Here is a 24,296-nt window from a genome sequence, read left to right on the forward strand (position 1 = left end):
TGTTTGGGGGAAAATAATTTAAATAGAACTGATTAAAGCTTTCCGTTAGATGTGAGGATGAAGTTTAGGTATCGTATGCTAGAACAGCAAATAATTCATTAGGTATACAATACAAATATGGCAGTACAAGGAAAACTGGAATTAACCATCAAAATTAATGAACTTCCTGTTGAAGTGACCGTTGATAAGAACGGTTGGAAGTCCTTTGATTTAGATTGTGATGGTCAAATCTTTAGCGTTACGGTTAAGCCAAAGGTATTTAAGAAATTAGAAGATGCACAGGCTAATTATCCACAGTGGGTAGCGGCGATCGCGGGCAAGATGGGAGAAGCTACGGAGATAGGATTTGTTTTGCTTGAGCCAAATATTCAAGTTTTTGAGAAAAAGCCTAAAGAAGCCAAACCTGCTGAAGAAGCAAGCCCCAGCCAATAAGACCATAGAGAAATATATTGCCCAATACGTGTGACTGTCTTATAGACTATGCCGCGATCGCCCGTTTAGTAATGAAACTATCGGACAAAAGCCTACGTGATTAGTCGAAATTCATGCTCTCTGCGTGTCTTCTTAACTTATTAATTTAAAAACATGATTTCGTAAACATTGCTTTTTTGTAACCAAAAAGATGAATAAAATCTGATACAGTACTTGATAAATCTTGTGGTATGGCTTGACGGACATCATTAGTCTTGGCATAAAGCAACGAATTTAGTATGTAGTTAAATGTTGATCATCGGGGGCATTTCTATGACCAGTAAATTTAAGGGTTTTACCGTACCGATGGCGCGGATGATGCCTGTGATCATCTTGGCAGACGTTAGCGGGAGCATGACTAAGCAAGGCAAAATAGCTATTCTGAATCGGGCGATTACCGCTATGATTCAAGAGTTCAAGGACGATAACTTTGCGCTTGCCGATATTCATGTTGCGGTGATTACTTTTGGTAAAGGGGGCGCAGTAACCCACATTCCCCTAACTCCTGCTTCCAAGATTCTATGGGAGGACATGAAGGCAGAGGGGACGACTCCTATGGCAGCAGCCTTTGAGCTTGTCAATCAGTTAATTGAGGATCGTGATACTATTCCCAGCCGTTCATACTACCCGAATTTAATTTTGGTTTCTGATGGTGTGCCTACTGACGACAAAGGAAAAGCTAGTAAAAACTGGAAAGAATCCCTAAATAAATTACTAACATCAGACCGAGCAAGTAAGGCTGTACGGTTTGCAATGGGAATTGGTGAAGATATTGATAGAGATGTTCTTAATGCCTTTGTTGCTAATCAAAGTACGCAAATTCCTGTTTTTGCGGCTGATGAAACAAATATCCAGCGATTCTTTCGTTGGGTGACATTTTCTGTGGCAACGCGATCTCGCAGTGCTGATCCTAGTCAGTTACAGCAACTAGTTGATCCTAATACTCTTGATGTGGATGACATTGATTTCTAATGGCGGAAACATGCAGTAACAAATTAATTTCTTTCGGTGCTTCGGTCACTGGCTCACAGCACAAGCGCGATCGCCGCCCTAATGAAGATGCATGGATGGGAGGTCAGAGTAAATTTGGCTCATTTATCGTTATCAGTGACGGATTAGGCTCAAAGCCAAATGCTCGCCAAGGAGCAAAGGTGGCTTGCCGTGCTGTTAAAGATGCTTTGCGCCATTGGGGAAATAGTGTCGATGCTTCACCTACCCTCCTATTGCGTTTAATTCATATTCTTTGGAACTTATATGTTTTACCAGCCAGCGAAAATGATAGTGCAGCTACCTGTTTATTTGCAGTTGTTTTATCTGAGGGGAATTTAGTGATGGCGCAGCTTGGGGATGGTTTAGTGGTAATGCGTAAAGCAGATGGTACTTTACATCGGCTTAATTTTGAGAGAACGGGATTTAGTAATCAAACAACAGGTTTAGGAATTGCACGGTCTACTCAAGACTGGCAAACACTAACTTTACCTATGTTAGAAATTGGTGACGCGATCTTATTGGCTACGGATGGTATTGCTGAAGATTTACAAAGCGATCGCCTAAGTGATTTTATTGCCATGCTCTTAACAGATTTTGCGCCAATGCCGCCCTATCAACGCTGGCAAGCTTTGTGTCGAGAACTGCGTGAATTTCCTGTCCCGAATCATTTGGACGATAAAACCCTTGCTGTGCTTTGGAGGCAGCCATGAATAACAATGTGAATATTAACACAAGAAACAACAGAAAATGCGTTACTGATGAACATGGCACAGTCTATGAACTCGATCGCAAGTTGGGCGAGGGTGGACAGGGTAAAGTTTACTCTGTCAAGAATGGTCGCTATGCCATCAAAATTTTACAACAGGCTAATCAGTCACAGCGAGAAGGATTGCGTCGTCAAATAAAGCTAGTACGCCAGTTGGATTTAAAGGGATTAAATATTGCTCGTCCGATCGCTTTATTAAAAGAACCAAGATTAGGTTATGTGATGGAATTACTGACGGGTATGGAACCTCTCAGCAACTTAATTCCGACTCCTCTTCAGTTTCGAGAAATTGATAGTCTTGTGGAGTGGTATCTCCAAGGAGGTGGTCTAGGTCGTCGATTAAGATTGCTGGCAAAATGTGCCGAGATTTTTTCTAAATTACACGCTAAAGGTTTGGTTTACGGCGATCCATCCCCTAACAATATCTTTATTTCATCAAGTAATAATTCAGAAGAAGTCTGGTTAATTGATTCTGATAATTTGCGCTCTGAAGACTCCGCGATCGCGAGTAGACTGCGGACTACACCCTACGCAGCACCAGAGATCGAGTTGGGTGTATCAGGGGCAAATACATTAACTGATGCTCATGCTTTTGCAGTAATTGCCTTTAAAACATTGAGCTTTGTTCATCCTCTCATGGGTGATTTGGTGGAAAATGGTGAGCCTGAAATGATCAATCAGGCTGTGCAAGGTAAGTTGCCTTGGGTTGATGCTCCTAACGATGATCGCAATCGTTCAAGTTTTGGATTTCCTCGTGATATGGTTTTATCGCCCAGACTGCAAAGACTTTGTGCTAAGACCTTTGGGGAAGGTTTGACAAATCCATCGGTGAGACCGAGTGTTAATCAATGGGTGGAAACATTACATTCAGCAGCCGATTATATCCTCCATTGTCAGGATTGCGAGAGTCCGTTTTATGCGACAAACAAACTATGTTCTTGGTGTAATACGCCTAGATCTTCATTTATCCAATTGGCTATTTCTCAGTGGGAGCCTCAATATGGGGCAATGCTGCCGATATTACAGGCGATCGCCTTACAAGTTAATCAACCAAGGGAGTTAACACGCCGTATTACTAGGGGATGGGTCGAATATCAGCAAAATCATGCTTGTATTAGGTTAGAGGCAAAACAAGAAGCCACAGGCATTCTTATAAGTGTGCAAAGTCTTGATGGTCAAAGCTACTGGTTAACCTCTGATGGGAGAGAAAAACTAGAGGTGGAATTTGGTGATCGCCCAAAACGATTTCCGATTGATCCGCAACGTTTCGGCTCTTGGTTTCTACATTTTGGTGCATTGGATCGTCCTCATCGAGTTGCCAAATTTAATCTAGTTAAGGGAGGTGTGTCATGAGAGTCGGTGATTTACAAGGCGGCAAGATTTCTACTCTAGATTTAGAGCGAACTGATGGATCTCCCTTTGCAGGTGGCGATGCTGTTATTAGCATTAAAGATGAAATTAGGCTGTCACGTTCAACGGCGGATAATGCTCTGTTGCTACAACATGGAACTAATATCTGGACAGTTTGTGGGACTGATCAAAGATCTCAAACAGAATTAGAAAAGCTACTTGAGCGTAACCTTTCGGTTCTTAGTTGGGTATTAGCAACAAATCCTAAGCAAAACAATCCTGACAAGTTAACGGTTCAAGTTCATGAATTTGTGCAGGAGTGGTGTATTGGTGAGTTTGAGATTGGTGTTGACGAAAAAATAGTTGAAGATATTCGTGCCAAACACTTACATTCAAGTAAACCTGTAGAAGAAATTATTGAGTGGTTAAAGAGCAATTTATTAATTCAACCCTTTGTAAACCCTAATTCAACTGCTAAACCTTGCCAGCGTATGCTTGTGCAAGCGGGACAGGAGGTTACAGATGTTTCCGAAACTTCTTTTCAAATCAGAGGTAAGGAAATTACAGTAGATGTCAAGCAAACTCCCGATGGTAAACTGAGGATCGAGAGGATTACTAAAGCTAGAAAACAACGTAATAATTTAGAAACTCGCCCATTTATTTTGATGCTTGGTGATATTGACTTCTGTGACTTCACGATCGCAGGGGCAATGCGTGATACTGTGCGTACCGATTTAGACTTATTGGTTAAGAGTGCTGATAGTTATCTACGTCTATGGAAAGAATATAACAAAATTGAAAGTGCAAATATTCTTTCTAAGGCTCAAGAATTTGGCTGGATACGTTATGAAAGTTGTAAGCTGCTAGCCGATGGAGTTTATCGCTTTTTTGTGCGTTCGGATGGGCAAGATCAGTTAATTGCGATCCGAGAAATTAGTGATTTTGCGCTAGAAGCTAGTGAGATCGAGCCTGATTTGTCTGGGTTTGCCACTCAACGCAAATCTTCTGGGAAAAAGTCTGGACAAAATTCTCAAAATAAAAGTTTCTTTGGTCAAATTTATCGCCTTGATCTATCTAGGCTCAATAATTTATCTGTAGATTTACGTCCTAATAATTCCGAAGAAGTGATTGAACCTCCCAAATCTGGCTTTTTGTTTATTTCCACCCAAGGCGATCACTTCCGACTTAAAAGGCGACTAGATGCTGCTGAACGGATTCAACAAGCCAAGTGTCCGATGCCCCAACTAGGCAAAATCCTAGAAAATCGTGCTGTGCAAATCGGGCGATCTAAAAAGTTCAAACCAACTTCTCCCGCAACCATTGAGAGATTTGGCGGTAAACCAACGGCTCGACAAAAAGAAGCCCTTGACATTGCGATCAATACTCCTGATATTGCCTTGATTCAAGGTCCTCCTGGCACAGGCAAAACAGGCACGATCGCCGCTTTGCAAACTAGACTAGCCGAGATCGCCGAACAAAATCAGGAATCGGTTGCTAAGAAAATCTTGCTGACCAGCTATCAACATGATGCGGTAGATAATGCTGCAAGTCGCACTTTTGTCTATGGTTTGCCCGTTGCGCGAATTGGCGGTAAACATAATCAAGTTGATGCTGTCAATGATACTGATCGCTGGCGGCGTGGATTGATCGAAACACTTGAGGTTAAACTAGCCCAAATGCCTGAAACTGCCGAATATTCGCAGCTAAGGCAAGTACAAAATTTAATCTTTAGTTATCTATTGACTCCTAGTGATCGGTTACAAACAGCAAAAATGCTTGCTGAAATTTACCAACTCACATTAGGAAAAATTTCTAGCGAACTCAGCGATTTACTGTTAGAGCAGAAGCAAATTTACGTTCGCCCAGAAAGCAATGTCAGTAATGGCATGAATAGCGATCGCTCTGAATTGGAATTAGCGATTAAAGCGGTGCGCTTTCTAAGTGTCGATCCGATCAGTTTTGCCGATGATGGCGCTTTGCAAGCAGGAAAAGTTTTACGCCGCCTAGGTGCGTTACCAGATAACTTACAAATTTTAAAACCTAGCGATCTCCAGTTACTTGAAACTGCGGCTGATTGGGAACCAGAAGATCATGGGGAAGATCCTCCATCTTTTCTGTCTGATTTGGCAGATTTACAGGAACGTTTGCTCGATTGTCTAATTCCTACCAATGCACCACAGGCGATCGTCAATATTACTAATCCAGAAATAGAAAGCCTCTTGCAACAAGTTCGGGAAGCCTTTTATCAGTATGTCCGTCAAAAGGATGTCAGTGTGCGTGATGTCCTTGAAGAATATCTCTATGATCTCAAAAATGATCCTAGTGGGGTTAATAAGATGGTGCGACAGTATACGGCGGTACTAGCATCAACTTGTCAACAGGTTGCAGGTAAGGACATGGCAATGATTACAGGCAGTCCTGATAGCATTTTTGAAACCGTAATTATTGATGAAGCTGCACGCGCCAACCCTTTAGACTTGTTTATTCCGATGGCAAAGGCAGAAAGGCGAATTATTTTGGTGGGCGATCACCGTCAGTTGCCGCATATGCTGGAAGAAGAAGTGGAACGCAAGTTAGCAGCATCTAATGAGCAAACTCGTGATGTCCTGAAGCTAAGTTTATTTGAGCGACTCTTTCAACAACTTAGAGCCAGAGAAGCCGAGGATGGTATCAAGCGCACGATTACCCTTGATACCCAATACCGAATGCATCAAGTTCTGGGAGATTTTGTGAGTCGTACTTTTTATGAATATCATGGTGAATCGAAGATAAACACTGGCAGACCTGACTCCGATTTTGTGCATAATATTCCAAATTATGAGGGTAAGGTTGCCGCTTGGCTCGATGTGCCTTTGCAACGGGGTAGTGAAAAAACGGGGCAAAGTAAGTCTCGCCCTATCGAGGCAAAGCATCTCGCCCATGAGTTACGTTTGGCGATGGAATCTTCCCCAAATCTGACATTCGGGGTAATTACTTTCTATCGCGCCCAAGTGACAGGAATTTGGGAAGCGCTTTGTAATGAAGGAGTTGCTGAACGTAATGACGAAGGGAATTTTCAAGTCTCGCGCCAGTGGGAAGAGGGAAGGGCAGATTCAGGAAAACTGATCGAACGTTTACGCATTGGGACGGTTGACTCTTTTCAGGGTAAAGAGTTTGACGTGGTGTTTTTATCTATGACTCGTAGTAATGACATTGTTGCGAGAGAACCTAAGCAATATCAACAAAAATATGGTTTTCTACTCCTTGAAAACCGTCTCTGTGTTGCTATGAGCCGTCAACAAAGGCTATTGATCGTCGTTGGAGATTTAGGAATGGTGAAAAGTGAAACTCAGAAACCTGAGACAGAAAGATTTGCCATGCGTGAATTTATTGATTTTTATCAACTTTGCCATAGCGAACATGGCGTGATTAGGAGGCTTTAGATTATGACGTTTACCCAAGACACCCCAATACTCTATTACGATCCAAAATCTAAGGAAAAATGGCGCGATCGTCGCTTTTTTCTTTATCCTGCTTGGATGTACCGTGTAGTAGTGCCGCGTACAAGTTATAACAAGCTAAATATTCTCGAAAAGGCAGTGCTGGGACTAGCTAATGCTGGTGTGCAGTCAGCCGAGCAAATCGGTAAACATCTAGAAATTCATCAAGATTTGGCGGCTCTAATCCTTTCAGAGTTAAGCGATCGCAACTTAATCAATAACTATGGCATTCCCACTGAGCAAGGTAAGCGACTGTTACGGGATGAAATTTTTATCACTGAAGAACCTGTAGCGGGTTATATCTTTCAAGATGTTTGGACAAACGAACTTATGCCTCGTTTTATCGATACAGAAGAACGGGCGGATACGCGACTGAACTCTTCAGGATTTCCTGAATTAAATTTAGGAGACGTTGGGCAGCCAAATTACCAACATCTATTTATGCCCAGAGTCCATGATCTTATTCCCCAAACTCCTAATTCCCAAGATATTCTGAAAGCAGTTCGCAGCCATAGTAAAGCATTAGGCAAATTAGCAAGCAATATTTCAGATCTTGATGATGATGATATGCCTGAAGAGTCTTTACATAATTCTCAAATGCTTTCTCTCAAGCGCATCTCATTTATTGAAGAGGAACCTACGGCGATCTGGTTAGCAACTTTTCTCTATCTTCCTAATGATGATCCTGATTGGCTAGTTTGCGATCCCTTTGGGGTAGGTGATAGCCCTTGGTTGCGTAAGGCGATTAATAAGCAATTTGAGCAAGATAATTTTCGAGAATTGCAAAGACGTATTCTTGGTATGAGTGAATCACGAGATGATCAAGGTACTTTGTCAGAGTTAATGGAAATGTATCTCTTTGACGCAAAGCAGCGAGTAGAATTTAAGCTCACTATGACAATTAGCCGTTATGAGAATATTTACGCTTCTCTCGTCAGGATGGAGAGCGATCTCGCTCAGATGAAAGATTTAGATTCGGCTAAGCAACAAGATCCTCTAATTGAGTCCTGTTTAATTCAATGTCAAAAAGTCGGTGAGCAAATATTTAACTATATCCGCCCTAAGTATTTACCAAACAAAGAATGGCAACTGCTATCGGTTAATGACAAAAATGGCAATCGAAATTTCCTTAATGATTTAGCTAAAAAAATTGGATTTACAGTGCCATTACCTGCGACTTTGACCGATGTGAAACAAGGTAAAGTCTGTAGTGCGGCTAAATACGGTAATCAGTCCTTACGTCCTCACATTCTTGCTGCACTCCTAGCCGCACGCATTTTTGCGGATCATCCTTTACATAATCTTGCTCAAACACATCCTGATATTTTAAGCAGACTAGATCAGTTGGCAACCCTAAGAGATGCTAGTAGCCATGCTTCTAGTCGTGCTTCTCCCAATCTCACTCTCACTGAATGCGATCGCTGTATCGAGACTGTCTATCATCTAGTTTCCAATATCCTCAATCTTTCTTACTCTCCTGATTAAGTACACTCATGGCAAGAAAACAAAGTCGCACAACTTCTACAAAAACAAGTTCAACATCTGCTAAACCAGAGCCTAAACCTAACAATGAAAATCAACCCAATCAAGAAAAATTAGACAATCTAGCTGATGAAGCTGTTAAATTGATCGACTCACAGATAGGGCAAGTTACGACTACAGCACCACCTGAAGCTTTCAACCAGCAAGACTGTTGGAAAAAAGCTCAACTTTTTGAGGCGGCAATTAAAAATACTGAGAAAAAGCGTGAACAGTTAGAGTCGCAAATTGCTGACTTGAAAGAAAAAGAAGAAGCTATCAAGTCACAGCAAACTAGTTTACAGCAAGCTAAACAGGAATTTGAGAAAGAGCAAGATGCGCTTCAAAAAGAACGTCAAGACTTAAACAATGAATCTTTGCAACTATCTACCAAAGAACGTCAACTCAAAGAACGGGAGGCGAATGCTGAAGCAGGATTTATGGCACAAAATCAGGCTGCTCTCAAAGCCCTAGACGAAGCCACAGACAATTTACGTCAAGAACGCGATCGCCTGTACCAAGAAATAGCTGAACGCCGTCGCAGCTTGGATTCTGAAATTGCAGAACAACAAGATAGATTAGCGCAAGAACTAAATGCTAGAAGGCAAAAGCATGAAAATGATTTAGCAGCAAGACAATCAGAACTTGAAGCTGAAAACCAAGACCTGCAAAATTTGCGAAAGACAGTACGGCGAGAGCAGAAAAATCTAAAATTGGAACGTGAATTATTGCTGGAAGATCAAGAGTCAATTGATTTAAAAGTTCAGCATTTATTATCTACAACAATTGAAAAATCGAATGTAAAAATTCAAATTTTAGAAGAGCGACTTAAACAGTCTAACTTGCTACGAGAAAGCTTTGAGCAGAAATTGATTAATAGAACTGAAGCCGATCGTCGTTTTGGTAGTCGCACACCAGATGAAGTGATAGCAGAATTAACCAGTCTTGGAGAAGAAAATCACTCTTTGCGACAAAAACTGTCTGAACAACCGAGCCAAGCTAGTCTAGAACGCTTACAGAAACTAGAGACTTTACAGGAAACTTGGGAAAGTGAACGGTTACAGCTTAAAACTAGGGTTCAAGAACAAGAGAGAGCTTTATCTTTGAGTCGTGTTGAAGTCTCTAACCTTGAAACACTGCGTAATGAAAAGGAGGCAATGGAGGCAAGTAATTCACGCCTTCGTAAAGCTCTTGAAGACCTTCGAGGCACTGTAGAACTCTCTATTGATGACGATAAAAAACGTAATCAATTTGAACGTTGTGCAGAAATGGATCAAGATCAACGCTTGCAAAAGCCTTCACAACTCTATAAAGAAACTACTGATCTGCGGGCATTTGCTAAAGATTTGCGCGATCGCATCGCTTTGTCTCAAGGCAAAGAAAAAGAGCTTTATTACTCAGAACAGGATATTCGTACTTTCCTTGGTGGTTTAGCAATGAGTCGTTTGCATATCTTGCAAGGGATTAGCGGCACTGGTAAAACTAGTTTGCCTCTTGCTTTTGCTGATGCAGTGGGATTTTCTCAGGAAAGTAACTACGAACTGATCGAGGTACAAGCAGGATGGCGCGATAAACAAGACTTGATTGGTTACTTCAATGCCTTTGAGGGGCGGTTTGTCGAAAATGAATTTCTGAAAGCAATCTACAAAGCCCAAACGCCGTTTTATCGTGATCAAGTTTATATAGTTCTATTAGATGAGATGAATCTTTCTCGTCCAGAACAGTACTTTGCTGACTTTCTCTCAAAGTTAGAACAAGCTGAATTAGGTAAGACTCCAGCCCTAAAACTACAATCAGATCCAAAGAAACCTTTTCCTGCATTATTTCAAAACAAAGACTTACTCTTACCTCCGAATATTTGGTTTATTGGTACTGCTAACCAAGATGAAACAACCTTGGAATTTGCCGATAAAACTTATGATCGCGCTCACGTTATGGAATTACATCAGCAAGCTAAGCCTTTTGATGTTGGGAGAATAGAATCCCGTCAACCTGTTTCCTATAGTGCTTTAACCAAATCTTTTAATCAAGCCAAACACGCTCATTATGCCCAATCTAAAGAGGCATGGGATTTTATCAATGAGCCTGAACTTTGCGATTTACTCAAACGATTTAGATTAGGCTGGGGGAATCGACTGAAGCGGCAAGTTGATAGTTTTGTGCCTGTAGTTATTGCCGCAGGTGGCACAGTGGGAGAGGCGACCGATCATATTTTTGCTACCAAAATTCTCCGTAAATTGCGCGATCGCCATGACACTCCCGTTGATGATCTCAAACTGCTACAAATTTATATTCAAAAAAATTGGGAAGTGCTTGACCAATCATCTAATCCAGATCAGTCTCTCAATATTTTGCAAGAAGAAATTCATCGCTTGTCAGGGGGAGATATGTCATGAAAATTTGGGGTCGACTACAACAAAAATTTGTGCAGGTTCCCTCAACATCTAAAGAAGCGATAACAGATGCTTTACTAGGACAATGGCAGGTGAAATCTGATAATGACGGGACAAAACTAAATGGTATTCACGTTCAGAAAAATACTTGTAATTATCTTGTCCCTGATGCAACTAAACGCTTAACTCTGCAAGATAGTAAGGCGACATTGACTAGTAAATTTCCTGCTTGGCAAATTCCTGTAGATAGTGCTGCCGATAGTCTAGGATTTTTTGCAAAACAACATCAACAAATGCTTGTCAAGCAAAGCACTTGGCAAGATTGGGCAAATCTTTCTCCCCTTGTACCTGAAATTGCTAGTGCTATTCAGATAGAGCCATTAGAGAAAATTATTAAAGATGCAATTCCCCATCTAGAGGAAATCTGTCATCGTCCACGCTCTTATCTCAAAATGGAAACTGAAAAACTTCCTGTGGCAAGGGTTCAGCGTATCGCACCCCATGCGATCGCCTATTTAACAAGTCATACCGAAGATTGGGAATGTAAGACCTTTCGAGGGATCAGACCTAAAAATGTGTTGAGCCTTGTGCGTGAAGAACTGCTCGATATTTATGAAAATCGGGTTACAGTGAGGTTAATTGACCATGTTTTAGTTTATCTGAGACAAAGAATTCGTGATGTCGAGAAGCTAAAAAATGAACTAGAGCAAGTACTTAACTTCTCAGAAGTATCCCAGTCAATCCATTGGCGCAATCGTGAGAGAATTTGTCACCTTTGGGGTGAAAACTTTGATGCGGCTCCACAGTTAAAAGTTGCGGAAGTAACGCTAGATTTTTTAAAGCTAATCAAACAAAAGCTTTTGACTCTGACCGATACAGACCTTTATAAAGCAATTCCTCGCAGTGCAGAGGTGGAAGGCACTCTCAGAAATACCAACATCCTGATTGGCGATCGCCACTATCGTGAGATTGCTAAACTGTGGCGAGAGTGGAGTAAGTGGCGCAGCAAAAGAAGTAAAACTGCACAGCAACTTTTTGATTTTTATCAGCAGACAATTAATGGCTTTGATGCTTTTTGCTTTTTGCTTTGTTCTAAGGTGTTGATGAAAACCGATCGCGATCGCGGATTTGGTTACTCATCAGATTCAGCTTTACCTGAACGAGGTCAATTATATTCTTTGCAGCAAGATTCACATAAAGAAAGTGAAACCCTTAATTTTCGATGGTTAGATGATGGCTCAATTCAACTGGAATCTGAGAAATTAGGAATTTTAAAATTTATTCCGTTAGTTGCCCAGTTAGCAGAATCTCCCGATGAACAAACGAGTGAGCAGATACTGAAATTGCTTGAAAGCTTAGTCGATCAAGCTGATTCGCCTCAACATCGGACTATTATTCTCTATTTTGGAACGGCTCAGGATCTGTCTCAAATATCGCCTAAGTTTCAACGATTTTTTAATACTATTGGTAATGATTTACTGAGTTCTGATCTAAATTCTAGTTCTAAAAGCGATCGCAAGTTAGCTTTGTTGCCTGTGAGTCCCTTTGATATTTTGAGTACGGAGAGAGTTGCCAGAGCAATTCAATGGTGGATTTACTCGCAAAAGTACAGCGCTTATCCTATCAAGAATGGATTAGAATCTCGATTGCCTGATGAACTACTTAGAAAGCTTCAACAGTCGGGAGCGATGCGTCAAAGTTCTCAAAACAATCAACTTCTAGTTATGCGTCCTCTTTCCCCTGATGATCGCATGATATTTAATAGTAATCTGCACAGCATGATCAAGCGAGAAGAGGCTAAAGGTAATTCTAGTAGGGGAGAAGTTGTTAAACTTCGGCAACTGAAAAATTTGCCAGAAAATATTGATCGGGAATTTGAGTCACTCTTAACCTGTCCTACTTGCCAAGCAAAGTATTCTGCGACTGGTTTTGATATTAGTTTTGAGAATATAGGAAATGATTGCTTTACGGCGCATTGTCAACATAAACAATGTGGTACTAACTGGGGCTTACAAAGATGTGGGCAATGTCAAACTAACTATCCGTACATCAAACTTGGCGGAGCTAATCCTGAAATTAGCGATCGCTCTGTTGGTTGGTGCGATCGCGTATTTGGACGTGATGTACTAGCTGTGACTTGTTTTGCAGATAATAGCTTACAGTTCTATATTTGTTCTAATTGTGGAAGTTGTGGTAATTCCTCACAGTCTAGTTCTTATTATTGTCAGCGATGTTAAATTGGAGAGCTTAATTATTTGTAGGATACGTTATTGTTAACGTAACGCATCATCTTTAACTAACTTAATATGTTATGCACAGTACAAAACAGTATGGAAGATTTTTGGTTGTCCACCAATGATATTTGTAAAAAACTTAGAGTTAGACGTAATACTGTATATAGATGGATTTCTAAATATGGAATGCCTGCACATCGTATAGGGCGCTTTTGGAAATTTCAAAAAGATGAGTTGGATTTATGGATAGAGTTAAATAGTACCTTATCTCTTCAACAAGGAAAGCAAACAGCAAAAAAAAAGACATATAGTTTGTCATTTACTACTGGAGATTTGCTGTTTCGTGATTCTTTGGTTGTCGCCAATTTATTTCTTGACATCCGAGATTGGAAATTGGTTAGAGAAAAAATTGTTACCAAAAACTTATTACAAGCTAAGACATTAAGCACGACTAAACGCATTTGTGGAGAAGTTTGTTCTAGATTAAAAATGCTTAGTCAAAGCGAGTTAGAGTTACTTGCCGAAACAACTCTTCAGGAGCAAGGTTATTTATTGTGGTTAGCAATCTGTCGCCGCTATAAATTTGTTGCTGAGTTTGCTATGGAGGTTTTAAGAGAAAGATATCTTAGTCTCAAGAATAGCCTTAATCATGAGGATTTCAATTTTTTCTTCTCTAAAAAATTAGAGTTGCATCAAGAGTTAGCTAAAGTCAGCCAAAGAACAGTAGATAAATCTCGTCAGATTTTATTCAGAATTATACGGCAAGCTGGTTTGTTAACGACTGACAACCAAATTAGCGCTGCTTTGTTAAGTCCTAGACTCTTAAATGAGCTTGCTGATAACACGCCCCTAGATATTTTGGTGTTTCCCTATCTTGCATTTTCTAGCTAGGGTCGCACAGTAAAATAAAAAATTTGCTTCTTTATCAGGAGAACGTTAATTGTGGTGAGACAGAATTTCAAGTCGATGGCAGAAAGATTAGAGCATTTATATAAAGTGATTTCTAGTCAGCGATTTTTAAAAATGCAAGGACTAAATAATGAAGTCCCTTTTTTCATTTGTGCATATCAGTCCGAAGATGCGGTTGAGATTGGACAGCTACAAGTTCAGTTAGTGAGTCGTCTTGAGCAGTCTGGAGTAAGAGTTTTACAGATTAATATTTATGACTTGGCGATCGCACTTTTACAAGAAAGGGGGATTTGGCAGCAAATTATTGATATTGAAACTTCAGTATCTAAGGAGCAACTGAAGGAGTTATTGCAGGGAGTACTCGATCCTGATACGCATCTTGTGCCTGCGATCGCCCAAAAAATGCAAGATACTGATTTTGACGTGATATTCTTGAATGGTGTTGGTGAAGTTTTTCCCTATATTCGTACCCATAGTATTTTGAACAATCTCCAAAGTACTGCAACCCAAATTCCGACTCTGATCTTTTTCCCAGGAGAATACACCCACTCGCTAGAGTCTGGTGCGTCTCTTGAGCTTTTTGGTAGGCTGCGGGATGATCGCTATTATCGGGCTTTTAATATTGCTGATTATGAGGTTTGAGGGGGGAAGTGGGGAGTGATGAGTGGGGAGTGATAAGGGATTAGGGGTTAGGGTACAGTTTTTTTATTCAGGTCTAGGAAATTATGCTTTTACAAACGATTTTTGCACAAGATATTAAGCGCCCTATTGAAGGGGTGATTAAGGCTGATGATGAGGCGCGATTGGGGGTGGAGATTCGGGAGTATGTCCTGACTAATGAGGTGGAGAAGCGGCTTGAGTCTTTTTTAGAGGCTTACAATGGCTATCAGGGGGCAAATGGGGTCTGGGTGTCAGGATTTTTTGGCTCTGGTAAGTCGCATATGCTCAAGATGCTGGCTTTGCTTTTGGAAAACCGTGAAGTTGATGGGGAGAAGATTTTACAAGCCTTTTTGCAGAAGTGTCGAGATAACGAGATTTTGCGCGGTGAACTTAGAAAAGCGGTGGCAATCCCCTCGAAAAGTATTTTGTTTAATATCGATCAAAAGGCTGACGTAATTAGTAAGACTCAGATCGACGCTCTTTTGGCTGTATTTGTGAAAGTATTTGATGAAATGAGTGGCTACTATGGCAAGCAAGGTCATATTGCTCAATTTGAGCGCGATCTTGATAGTCGTGGGTTGTATGCCAGTTTTCAAGATAAATATGAGGAGATTGCGGGGAGAACTTGGCAAAAGGGACGCGAACAGGCTTTGTTGGAAGGACAAAATATTGCTAGGGCTTATGCGGCGGTGACGGGAAGTGAGCCTGAGTCTGCGATCGCTATTTTAGATAAGTACCGTAATCAGTATCGGGTTTCGATTGAAGATTTTGCAGATCAGGTTAAAGCTTATTTGGACAAACAAAGTCCTGATTTTCGCTTAAATTTCTTTGTTGATGAGGTGGGGCAGTACATTGCGGAAAATGTAAAGCTAATGACTAACTTGCAGACGATCGCGGAGAGTCTTGCCACTAAATGTCAGGGTCGATCTTGGATTATTGTGACGGCTCAAGAGGACATGGACTCAGTAGTCGGAGAGATGAACCGTCAACAGAGTAATGACTTTAGCAAGATTCAAGCAAGGTTTCACAATCGCATGATGCTGACGAGTCAGGATGTCGCTGAGGTGATCCAAAAGCGTCTCCTAACTAAGACTGATGAAGTCAAGCAGGTATTGGCATCTATTTATCAAGAGCAGGCAAATAACTTTAAGACTTTGTTTGACTTTACGGATGGTTCGCAAACCTATCGCAATTTTCAAGATTGCGAGCATTTTACTAATTGCTATCCGTTTATTCCCTATCAATTTACGCTCTTTCAGGCGGCGATCCAAAATTTGTCAAAGCATAATGCTTTTACTGGTAAGCATAGCTCTGTGGGTGAACGCTCAATGCTGGCGGTATTTCAATTAGTTGCTATTCAGATTTGCGATCGCCCGATTGGAAAACTGGCTACCTTTGATTTGATGTTTGAAGGAATTCGCACAGCGCTGAAGTCAAGTGCTTATAAGTCGATTCGCACTGCGGAACAGAATTTAGATAATCAACTTGCCATTCGTATTCTGAGAACGCTGTTTTTAGTCAAATATATTAATGAGTTTAAATCCACCTTACGGAATCTGTGTGTGTTGATGTTGGACGAGTTTAATCAAGACTTACCACAATTGAGTAAAGACATCGAAGAAGCTTTAGATCTCTTAGAGCAACAAAACTATATTCAGCGAGATGGGGAGCAGTATGTCTATTTGACTGATGAAGAACAGGATATTGAGCAGGAAATTAAAAATACAGAGGTTGAGTTTCGTGATGTCGCCGACGATCTAGAGAAGATCATTTTTGATTATGTGATTAAAAATCGCAAGATCCGCAATGTTGAGAATAACTATGACTATGAGTACTCTCGTAAGCTAGATGGGCGGCTACAAGGTCGAGAACATGAGCTAACAATTAATGTGATTACGCCGTTTCATGAAAATGCTGAGAATGAAGCTGCTTTAGCGATGCAGAGTATGGGGTTTGATGAGTTGTTGGTGATTATGCCTGCTGACTCGCGGTTGATGAGTGATCTAATGATGTACAAACGCACGGAAAAGTATATTCGCCAGAATGTGACGATCTCTAAGCAGGAGGGGATTAAGCGGATCTTAGAATTTAAGGCTTCCAGCAATAGAACTAGAGAGGCACAACTGAAGGAATCGATCAAAACTCTGCTCGGTCAGGCAAAGTTGTATGTGGCAGGGACAAAGTTTGAAGTTGGAGGTGAAGATGCTCAGAGTCGGATTATTAAAGGATTTCAGACTCTGATTGAGCGTACTTATCCCAATTTAAAAATGTTGCGGGGAATTTCCTACAGTGAGAATGATTTGGGAAATGTGCTGAATAATTCTCAAGAGGGATTATTTGGTAATGATGTGACTACGTTGGAAGAGTCGGAGCAGGAGGTGCTGGCTTTTATACAGGGTAATAATCGGACTGGGATCAGGACAACTTTAAAGTTGGCGATCGATCGCTTTCGTAAGAAACCCTATGGCTGGTATGAGGCGGCGACTCTTTGCACGATCGCTAAGTTATCGGTGCGCGGTAAGCTAGAAACTAAGATTGATAGCAATATTCTCGAAGGGGATGCGCTAGAAAAGGCTTTGCGCTCGGCGAGTGGGTATGGCAATGTGATTTTGGAGCCGCAAATAGACTTTACGACTTCACAGGTACGCAACTTAAAAGAGTTCTATCAAGAATTTTTTGATGCGTCGCCGACAATGAGCGAAGCCAAGGCTTTGGGTAAGGAGACGGGGGAAGCGTTTCAGGAATTATTGAATCTACTCACACCGATCGCCTCGCAGGTGTCGCAATATCCATTTTTGCAAGCTCTCGATCCTGCGATCGCTTTGATTTCTGAGGTGAAGGGCAAGTCCTATGCTTGGTATTTAACCGAGTTATCTAAAAAACAGGACGATCTGCTGGACTTGAAAGAGCAGGTAATTGCGCCAATTCGGGGCTTTATGAATGGCAATCAGAGGGAAATTTACGAGCAAGCCCAAAAATTTGTGCAGGTTCAGGAGCCAAATTTTGCTTATATTGCTAGTACTGATATCGAGCAGATGCGGGCGATCTTAGCCGATCGCCAATGCTTTAAGGGGAATCGGATGCAGCAGGTCAAGGTGTTGAGCGATCGCGCTTTAGCAGCAGTTGACGAAAAGGTCAAAGAGGAGATCGCGATCGCTAAAACATCGGTAACGGAGTTACAAACTCGACTCTGTGCGATGTCTGAGTTTACTGCTCTGAATGCTGAACAACAGGCTCAGATTGTGCAACCTTTTAGTGACTTTTTGACGACGATCATAAATCAAAGTCTAATTGCCGTAATTCGTGATGCGCGACGGCGGTTTGAGGAAGAGAAATATGCTGGTTTGATGGTGCGGGTAAGCGAGTGGGCTGAGGCGAGTAAGCGGGTACAGTCTGATGCAACTAAGACGAGTAATGTAGGAAAAGCGACTGGTAATTATCAAGTTAATGTGACTTCTGAGCCACCAGTTGAGTATGTCGCGAAGCGGTCAATTCAGGTTAAGTTTGATCAGGCTTGGCTAGAAAATGAGGCAGATGTCGATCGCTATTTAGCGGCGATGCGTGAGGCTTTTATGGCTGAGATTCAACAGAACAAGAGGATTTCGATATGATTACTAAGCCTGAGTTAACCCCTAGCCCCTAATCCCTAACTCTCCACTCCCCACTCTCTGCTCTCTACTAAAAAAACATGGATACCTCAAGACTCAAAAGATTTGCACAATTTGCTAGACGTAGTTTGATCGAGCAGGTCACTAGTCGCTTGAATTTGGTTTTGCAGCCTGAGAGTATGGCGCGGCGGGAATATGGGGAGGCGATCGCTGATCTCGAAAAGGAGATTAAGGCTAGTTCTAAGGAACAGGTGATCGATCGCGTGGCTTATGTTTGGTTTAATCGATTTTGTGCGCTGCGGTTTATGGATGTAAATCGCTATACGAAGATTGGGGTGTTGTCGCCTGCGGAGGGACAGTTTCAGCCTGAGATTTTGGCTGAGGCGAAGATGGGACATATTGATGAGGATTTGGTGGCGGATGCGGTGGTGCGCGATCGCATTTTTGCTTTGTTAAATGGCTCTAGCCCTAGTCCCGATCCGCAAACTGAGGCTTATCGATCGCTGATTGTGTCGGTATGCAATCATTTTTATAAGGCGATGCCCTATTTATTCGATCGCATTGCCAACTATACGGAGCTTTTGATGCCTGATGATTTGCTGTCGGGCAATTCGATTTTGGCTTATACACGCGAGGCGATGACTCCCGATGTTTGTAAGGATGTGGAGGCGATCGGTTGGCTCTATCAGTTTTATATTTCGGAGAAGAAGGATGAGGTGTTTGATGGGTTGAAGAAAAATCGCAAGATTACGCCCGAAAATATTCCTGCGGCGACGCAGTTGTTTACGCCGAACTGGATTGTACGGTATTTGGTGGAAAATTCTCTGGGGCGTTTATGGATGTTAAATCATCCTAATTCGCGGCTGATCGAGCAGATGGAATACTATATTGCTCCTGAACAGACGGAAACGGATTTTCTGCGAATTGCGAAGCCAGAGGATATCAAAATCTGCGATCCTGCTTGTGGATCGGGACATATGTTGGTGTATGCGTTTGATTTGTTGTATGCGATTTATGAGGAGGAGGGATATGAGCCTGCGGAGATTCCTGAGAAGATTTTGACGCTGAATTTGTTTGGAATTGAGATTGATGAACGGGCGGGTGAGTTGGCGGCGTTTGCGTTGACGATGAAGGCTAGGGCTAAGCATCGGCGGTTTTTTAATAAGGGGATTAAGCCGAATATTTGTGTGTTGGAGAATGTGAGTTTTGCGGATGATGATGTGCAGGGCTATATGGATTTTGTGGGGCGGGATTTGTTTACTGCGCCTTTGTTACGGACTTTGCATGAGTTTGAGGAGTCAAATAATTTTGGTTCGTTAATCCGTCCGACGGTGACTGATATGGCGGGGATGGTTGAGGTTTTGAGTTCGAAAAATGTGGAGGGTAGTCTGTTTTTTTACAGGACTCATGAGAAGGTTTTGCGGGTGTTGAGGCAGGCTGATTTTCTGAGTTCTAAGTATCATGTGGTGATTGCGAATCCACCTTATATGGGTGGAAAGGGGATGAATAATCGCATAAAGTCTTTTTTGCAAGATAATTATAGCGATGTAAAGTCAGATGTATTTGCTGCTTTTATGGTGCGTATTACAGAAATGACATTGCCAAAAGGAGAAATAGGTTTTGTGACTCCTTATGTTTGGATGTTTATCTCTTCCTACGAAAAATTAAGACATTTCATTTTAGAAAGAACAACGATAACAAGTTTAATTCAACTTGAATATAATGCTTTTGCACCCGCTTGTATTCCTGTGGCAACATTTACACTTTCAAATCAAAATTTGCCAAGTTTTAAAGGTGGATATGTAAAATTATCCGACTTTCGAGGTGAAGAAAATCAAGCGCCTAAAGCTCTTGAAGCGATTAAAAATCCTAACTGTGGTTGGTTTTATCGAGCTTCTGCTGATGACTTTAAGAAGATTCCTAGTAATGCGATCGCTTATTGGATCAGTAAATATACAAGACAAGCTTTTGAAAATGGTCAACCTCTACACTTACTAGCTACACCTCGCGCTGGAATGATAACTGGCAACAATGATTTATTCGTTAGGTTGGCACATGAATTATCTAGAAGTACAATTGATTTCAATCTTAGTTCTAGAGATGAAGCAAAAAAATCGTCGAAAAAATGGTTTCCATATCAAAAAGGCGGTTCATTCCGAAAACATTTCGGCAACTATGAATTTGTTGTTGACTGGGAAAATGACGGATATCGATTAAGAACTACAACTAATCACTTAGGAAAAGTTCCCGCGCACGCTTTTAATGAGCAGTTTATTTTTAGAAAAAATATTAACTGGTCTGCTATTACATCATCAAACTTCTCTTGTCGTATTACAGAAAAAGGATGTCTTTTTGATGCAAGTGGATCGGCAGCTTTTCCTGAAAAAGATGATGATGTGTATATGCTTTGCTCATTTCTAAACTCTTATATTTCTAGAGAGTTGATTAGTGCAATAAATCCAACTCTTAATTTTCAAGCATGGGAAATTGGTAGTTTGCCAATTCTAGAACTTGATGAAATTCAGATGAAGACAGTTATAGCAAGTGAAAAGCAAGCATACTCGCTATCTAGGGAAGATTGGAATTCTTACGAAACATCATGGGACTTTAAAGCTCTTCCATTTCTACAAACTGATTATCGTCAATCCACATTAGAAGCCACATATACTCACCTCCGTCAACACTGGCAGCAAACAACTATAGAAATGCAACGCCTAGAAGAAGAAAACAATCGCATCTTCATAGAAGCCTATGGACTCCAAGACGAACTCACTCTAGAAGTTCCATTAAAAGAAATTACCCTCACCTGTAACCCTCATTATCGCTACGATAGCAACAAAAGCGAAGCCGAACTAGAAACACTTCTACTAGCCGACACAATCCGCGAATTTATCTCCTATGCAGTCGGCTGTATGTTTGGCAGATATTCTATTGATAAAGAAGGACTCATTTTAGCCAATCAAGGAGAAACCATAGAAGACTATCTTCAAAAAATCCCTAATCCCAGCTTCATGCCCGATCGCGATAACGTCATCCCCATCCTCGAAGGCGACTGGTTTACCGATGACATCAGCGAACAATTTCGTAAATTCTTACGCCTCACCTTCGGCGAAGAAAACTATCAAACCAACCTCACCTTCATCGAAAAAGCCCTAGACAAACCAATACAAAAATACTTCCTCAAAGACTTCTACAACGACCATGTAAAACGCTACAAAAAACGCCCCATTTATTGGCTATTCAGTAGCCCAAAAGGAAATTTTAACGCCCTCATCTACCTCCATCGCTACCGCCCCGACACCGCCAGCATTGTCCTCAACGACTACCTCCGCGAATATCGCGCCAAACTCACCGCCCATAAAACCCACCTCGAAGCCGTCAGCATCGACCAAAACGCCACCCAATCCGAAAAAACTAAAGCACTCAAAACCATCGAAAACCTACGCAAAATCATCGACGAACTCGAAAAATATGAACGCGATATTCTCTATCCACTCGCCAGCCAACAACTAGCGATCGACCTCGACGACGGCGTAAAAGTCAACTATGTTAAATTTGGCGCAGCCCTGAAAAAGATCGCAGGACTAGACGCAGCCGAGGATTAAACTATGTCTGTGATGAACTTTAATACCGCCAATCAAACCTTTCGCCAACTCCTCGGCAACGGCTTACTTTACCGCGTACCGCCATTTCAGCGAGACTACTCTTGGACAGAAGAAGAATGGGATGACCTCTGGCAAGACATCCTCGGACTATTTGCCGAAGATGGCGAACAGGCTCATTACATGGGCTACCTCGTTCTGCAATCCTCTAATAACAAGCAATTTGACATCATCGATGGTCAACAACGCCTTACTACAATCAGCATCCTCATCCTCGCTGCCCTCGCCCATCTCCAAAACCTAGTCAACAAAGCGATCGACCCCGACAAAAACCAAAGGCGCAAAGACAATCTTCAAAATAGTTACATCGGCTACGTTGACCCAGTTTCTCTAATCCCACGCTCCAAACTAGAACTAAATCGCCATAACAACCGCTTCTATCAAACCTATCTCGTCCCACTAGAACCAATCCCTGTGCGGGGCTTAAATGCCTCAGAGCATCAACTCCGCAAAGCCTTTAACTGGTTTCGCGACAAAATTGCCGCGCGATCGCAACAAAGCGGTGAAGCCGTCGCCATCTTTGTTGATACGATTGTCGATAAACTATTTTTTACCGCGATCTCCGTCACCGATGAACTAAACGCCTTTAAAGTATTTGAAACCCTCAACTCTCGCGGCGTGCGCCTATCCGCCACTGACCTACTCAAAAATTATCTCTTCTCAGTAATTGCATCAGGCAACACCCACGAAACCGAATTAAAAGCCCTCGAAGAAAGATGGGAAAGGATTGTCGATGAGCTAGGCAGCGAGAGCTTCCCTGACTTTTTGCGCGTCTATTGGAATAGCTGTCACAAACTGGTGCGAAAAGCCGACCTTTTCAAAACCATCCGCCGCCATGTCACCACCAAAGAACAATCCTTTGCCCTCCTGCGTGAGCTAGATCGCTCCGCCTCAATTTATGCCGCCCTGCGTAATCCCCATGAGTCGATCTGGAAACCAGAAGAAAGGCGATCGCTCGAACAATTGTTAATGTTTAATGTGCGTCAACCGATGCCAATGTTGATGGCAGCCCATCGCCAATTTGCCGAAACCCAACGCCAGATTTTTACCCAACTATTACAAGCGATCGCCGTTATCTCATTTCGTTACAACGTCATTTGTAATCTGCAAACCCAAGACCAAGAGCAGGTTTATACCAATGTTGCCTACAAGATCGATTCTGGGGCGCTTACCAACTTGCGATCGATCCTTGATGAACTCCAATCCGTCTATCCCGATGATGCCGTTTTCAAATCCGCCTTTACCGACAAAGAGCTAAAAACCACTAATTCGCGCAATAAAAAAGTCGTGCGCTACATTCTCTTTCAACTAGAAAAACAAGCTTCAGGACAAGAATTTGACTTTGAAAGTCCTGCCTATAATCTAGAACATATCCTCCCCGAAAACCCTGCCGAAGCATGGTCACATATCGATGAACAAAATCAAGATAAGTTTGTCTATCGCCTCGGCAATATGACCCCACTAGAGAAAAAGCCAAATCGGGCGATCGGCAATCAGGGCTATGCTGACAAAATCGCGATATTCCAAGAAAGCTGCTTTAAAATCACATCGGATATCCCTAAAAATAGCGAAAGCTGGACAGAGAAAGCAATTACAACTAGACAAGCCCAACTAGCCAAAATTGCCACAGCTATCTGGAAAGTTGATATGCTCAAGGCAAATTAATATCTCAAAATACATCTCAAAACATATCTCAAAACATATCTCAAAATGAACGAACGCATTGCTCAAGCCTTAATCAAACAATTCGATCGCGATCGGATTATCTTTTGGTACGACAGCAAACAGGAATTACGAGATGACTTTGAAAGCTTAGAACTCGATCGCGTCATCAAAATTGAATTAAAAAACAATGAATTTGTGATCAAATATCGTGTTTTGCGCCAACAGCCCAAACAAAAGTTTTTGATCTACCACGAAGGCGCTCAACCTGCGGATATTGATAACTGGTTACTCGATGTGCAGCTAGCCTATGGACAGTTTCGCACCGATCAAGTGGCGATGCTATTAGCTGACTTAGATTTAGGGCTAGAATTTGCGGAAGTCATACAGGCACATACAGAATTTTTTCAGGCTACTAAACGCAAAGACTCCTTAAAGCGATCGCTTACCACCAATGATACTCAAGGAATGTTGCGTTTAAAAATGTTAGCTGTCTGTGCATCATCTGACCCACGCCTCGATGCGATCGTCGAGCAGTTATTGGCAGAACACGCCAACGATCAAGATACCAARATCRGAAGAGCGGTTCAGCAG

General features: G+C 41.8%; 13 protein-coding genes and 2 pseudogenes. All 15 read left to right on the forward strand.

Going from position 1 to position 24,296, the window contains the following annotated elements; genetic code table 11:
• Positions 1 to 117 precede the first annotated feature (117 nt).
• Positions 118 to 432 carry a fertility inhibition FinO-like protein gene (locus B9G53_RS12955; protein ID WP_094532935.1) on the forward strand — a complete coding sequence of 105 codons (315 nt, stop codon included), beginning with the start codon at positions 118 to 120 and terminating at the stop codon, positions 430 to 432.
• Positions 433 to 744: 312 nt separating this feature from the next.
• Positions 745 to 1,443 (forward strand): VWA domain-containing protein, encoded by a 699-nt coding sequence (locus B9G53_RS12960; protein WP_094532957.1) that lies wholly within the window; start codon positions 745 to 747, stop codon positions 1,441 to 1,443.
• Positions 1,443 to 2,171 (forward strand): PP2C family serine/threonine-protein phosphatase, encoded by a 729-nt coding sequence (locus B9G53_RS12965; RefSeq protein WP_094532937.1) that lies wholly within the window; start codon positions 1,443 to 1,445, stop codon positions 2,169 to 2,171. Before B9G53_RS12960 ends, B9G53_RS12965 begins: the two co-directional genes overlap by 1 nt.
• Positions 2,168 to 3,580: a serine/threonine-protein kinase gene (locus B9G53_RS12970; protein ID WP_094532939.1), complete on the forward strand. Its 1,413-nt coding sequence runs from the start codon at positions 2,168 to 2,170 to the stop codon at positions 3,578 to 3,580. Before B9G53_RS12965 ends, B9G53_RS12970 begins: the two co-directional genes overlap by 4 nt.
• On the forward strand, positions 3,577 to 6,999 hold the full coding sequence (locus tag B9G53_RS12975; protein WP_094532941.1) for a DEAD/DEAH box helicase: 3,423 nt from the start codon (positions 3,577 to 3,579) through the stop codon (positions 6,997 to 6,999). Before B9G53_RS12970 ends, B9G53_RS12975 begins: the two co-directional genes overlap by 4 nt.
• 3 nt (positions 7,000 to 7,002) lie before the next feature.
• The gene (locus B9G53_RS12980) at positions 7,003 to 8,541 is read left to right on the forward strand and encodes a hypothetical protein (RefSeq protein WP_094532943.1); all 1,539 of its coding nucleotides are present in this window, start codon (positions 7,003 to 7,005) and stop codon (positions 8,539 to 8,541) included.
• 8 nt (positions 8,542 to 8,549) lie between these two features.
• Positions 8,550 to 10,970, forward strand: coding sequence for a hypothetical protein (locus B9G53_RS12985; protein ID WP_094532945.1), 2,421 nt, complete (start codon positions 8,550 to 8,552; stop codon positions 10,968 to 10,970).
• Positions 10,967 to 13,204 carry a DUF2357 domain-containing protein gene (locus B9G53_RS12990; RefSeq protein WP_094532947.1) on the forward strand — a complete coding sequence of 746 codons (2,238 nt, stop codon included), beginning with the start codon at positions 10,967 to 10,969 and terminating at the stop codon, positions 13,202 to 13,204. The genes B9G53_RS12985 and B9G53_RS12990 overlap by 4 nt, the downstream gene beginning before the upstream one ends.
• 69 nt (positions 13,205 to 13,273) lie before the next feature.
• Positions 13,274 to 13,453: pseudogene (locus B9G53_RS29070) on the forward strand (helix-turn-helix domain-containing protein); the annotation flags it as partial.
• Positions 13,454 to 13,513: 60 nt separating this feature from the next.
• Entirely contained in the window at positions 13,514 to 14,092 is a 579-nt protein-coding gene (locus B9G53_RS28040; protein ID WP_369683002.1) for a DUF1819 family protein, read from the forward strand.
• Between the two features lie 75 nt (positions 14,093 to 14,167).
• The gene (locus B9G53_RS13000) at positions 14,168 to 14,752 is read left to right on the forward strand and encodes a DUF1788 domain-containing protein (RefSeq protein ID WP_094532949.1); all 585 of its coding nucleotides are present in this window, start codon (positions 14,168 to 14,170) and stop codon (positions 14,750 to 14,752) included.
• Positions 14,753 to 14,835: 83 nt separating this feature from the next.
• On the forward strand, positions 14,836 to 18,381 hold the full coding sequence (brxC, locus tag B9G53_RS13005; RefSeq protein ID WP_094532951.1) for a BREX system P-loop protein BrxC: 3,546 nt from the start codon (positions 14,836 to 14,838) through the stop codon (positions 18,379 to 18,381).
• Positions 18,382 to 18,458: 77 nt separating this feature from the next.
• Positions 18,459 to 21,983, forward strand: a complete 3,525-nt coding sequence (pglX, locus tag B9G53_RS13010; RefSeq protein ID WP_094532953.1) for a BREX-1 system adenine-specific DNA-methyltransferase PglX — start codon at positions 18,459 to 18,461, stop codon at positions 21,981 to 21,983.
• Positions 21,984 to 21,986: 3 nt separating this feature from the next.
• Positions 21,987 to 23,705, forward strand: a complete 1,719-nt coding sequence (locus tag B9G53_RS13015) for a DUF262 domain-containing protein (protein WP_094532955.1) — start codon at positions 21,987 to 21,989, stop codon at positions 23,703 to 23,705.
• A 45-nt stretch (positions 23,706 to 23,750) separates the two neighbouring features.
• Positions 23,751 to 24,296: pseudogene (locus B9G53_RS13020) on the forward strand (BREX-1 system phosphatase PglZ type A); the annotation flags it as partial.

Origin of the sequence: Pseudanabaena sp. SR411 (assembly GCF_002251945.1) — a bacterium.
Taxonomy (GTDB): Bacteria; Cyanobacteriota; Cyanobacteriia; order Pseudanabaenales; family Pseudanabaenaceae; genus Pseudanabaena.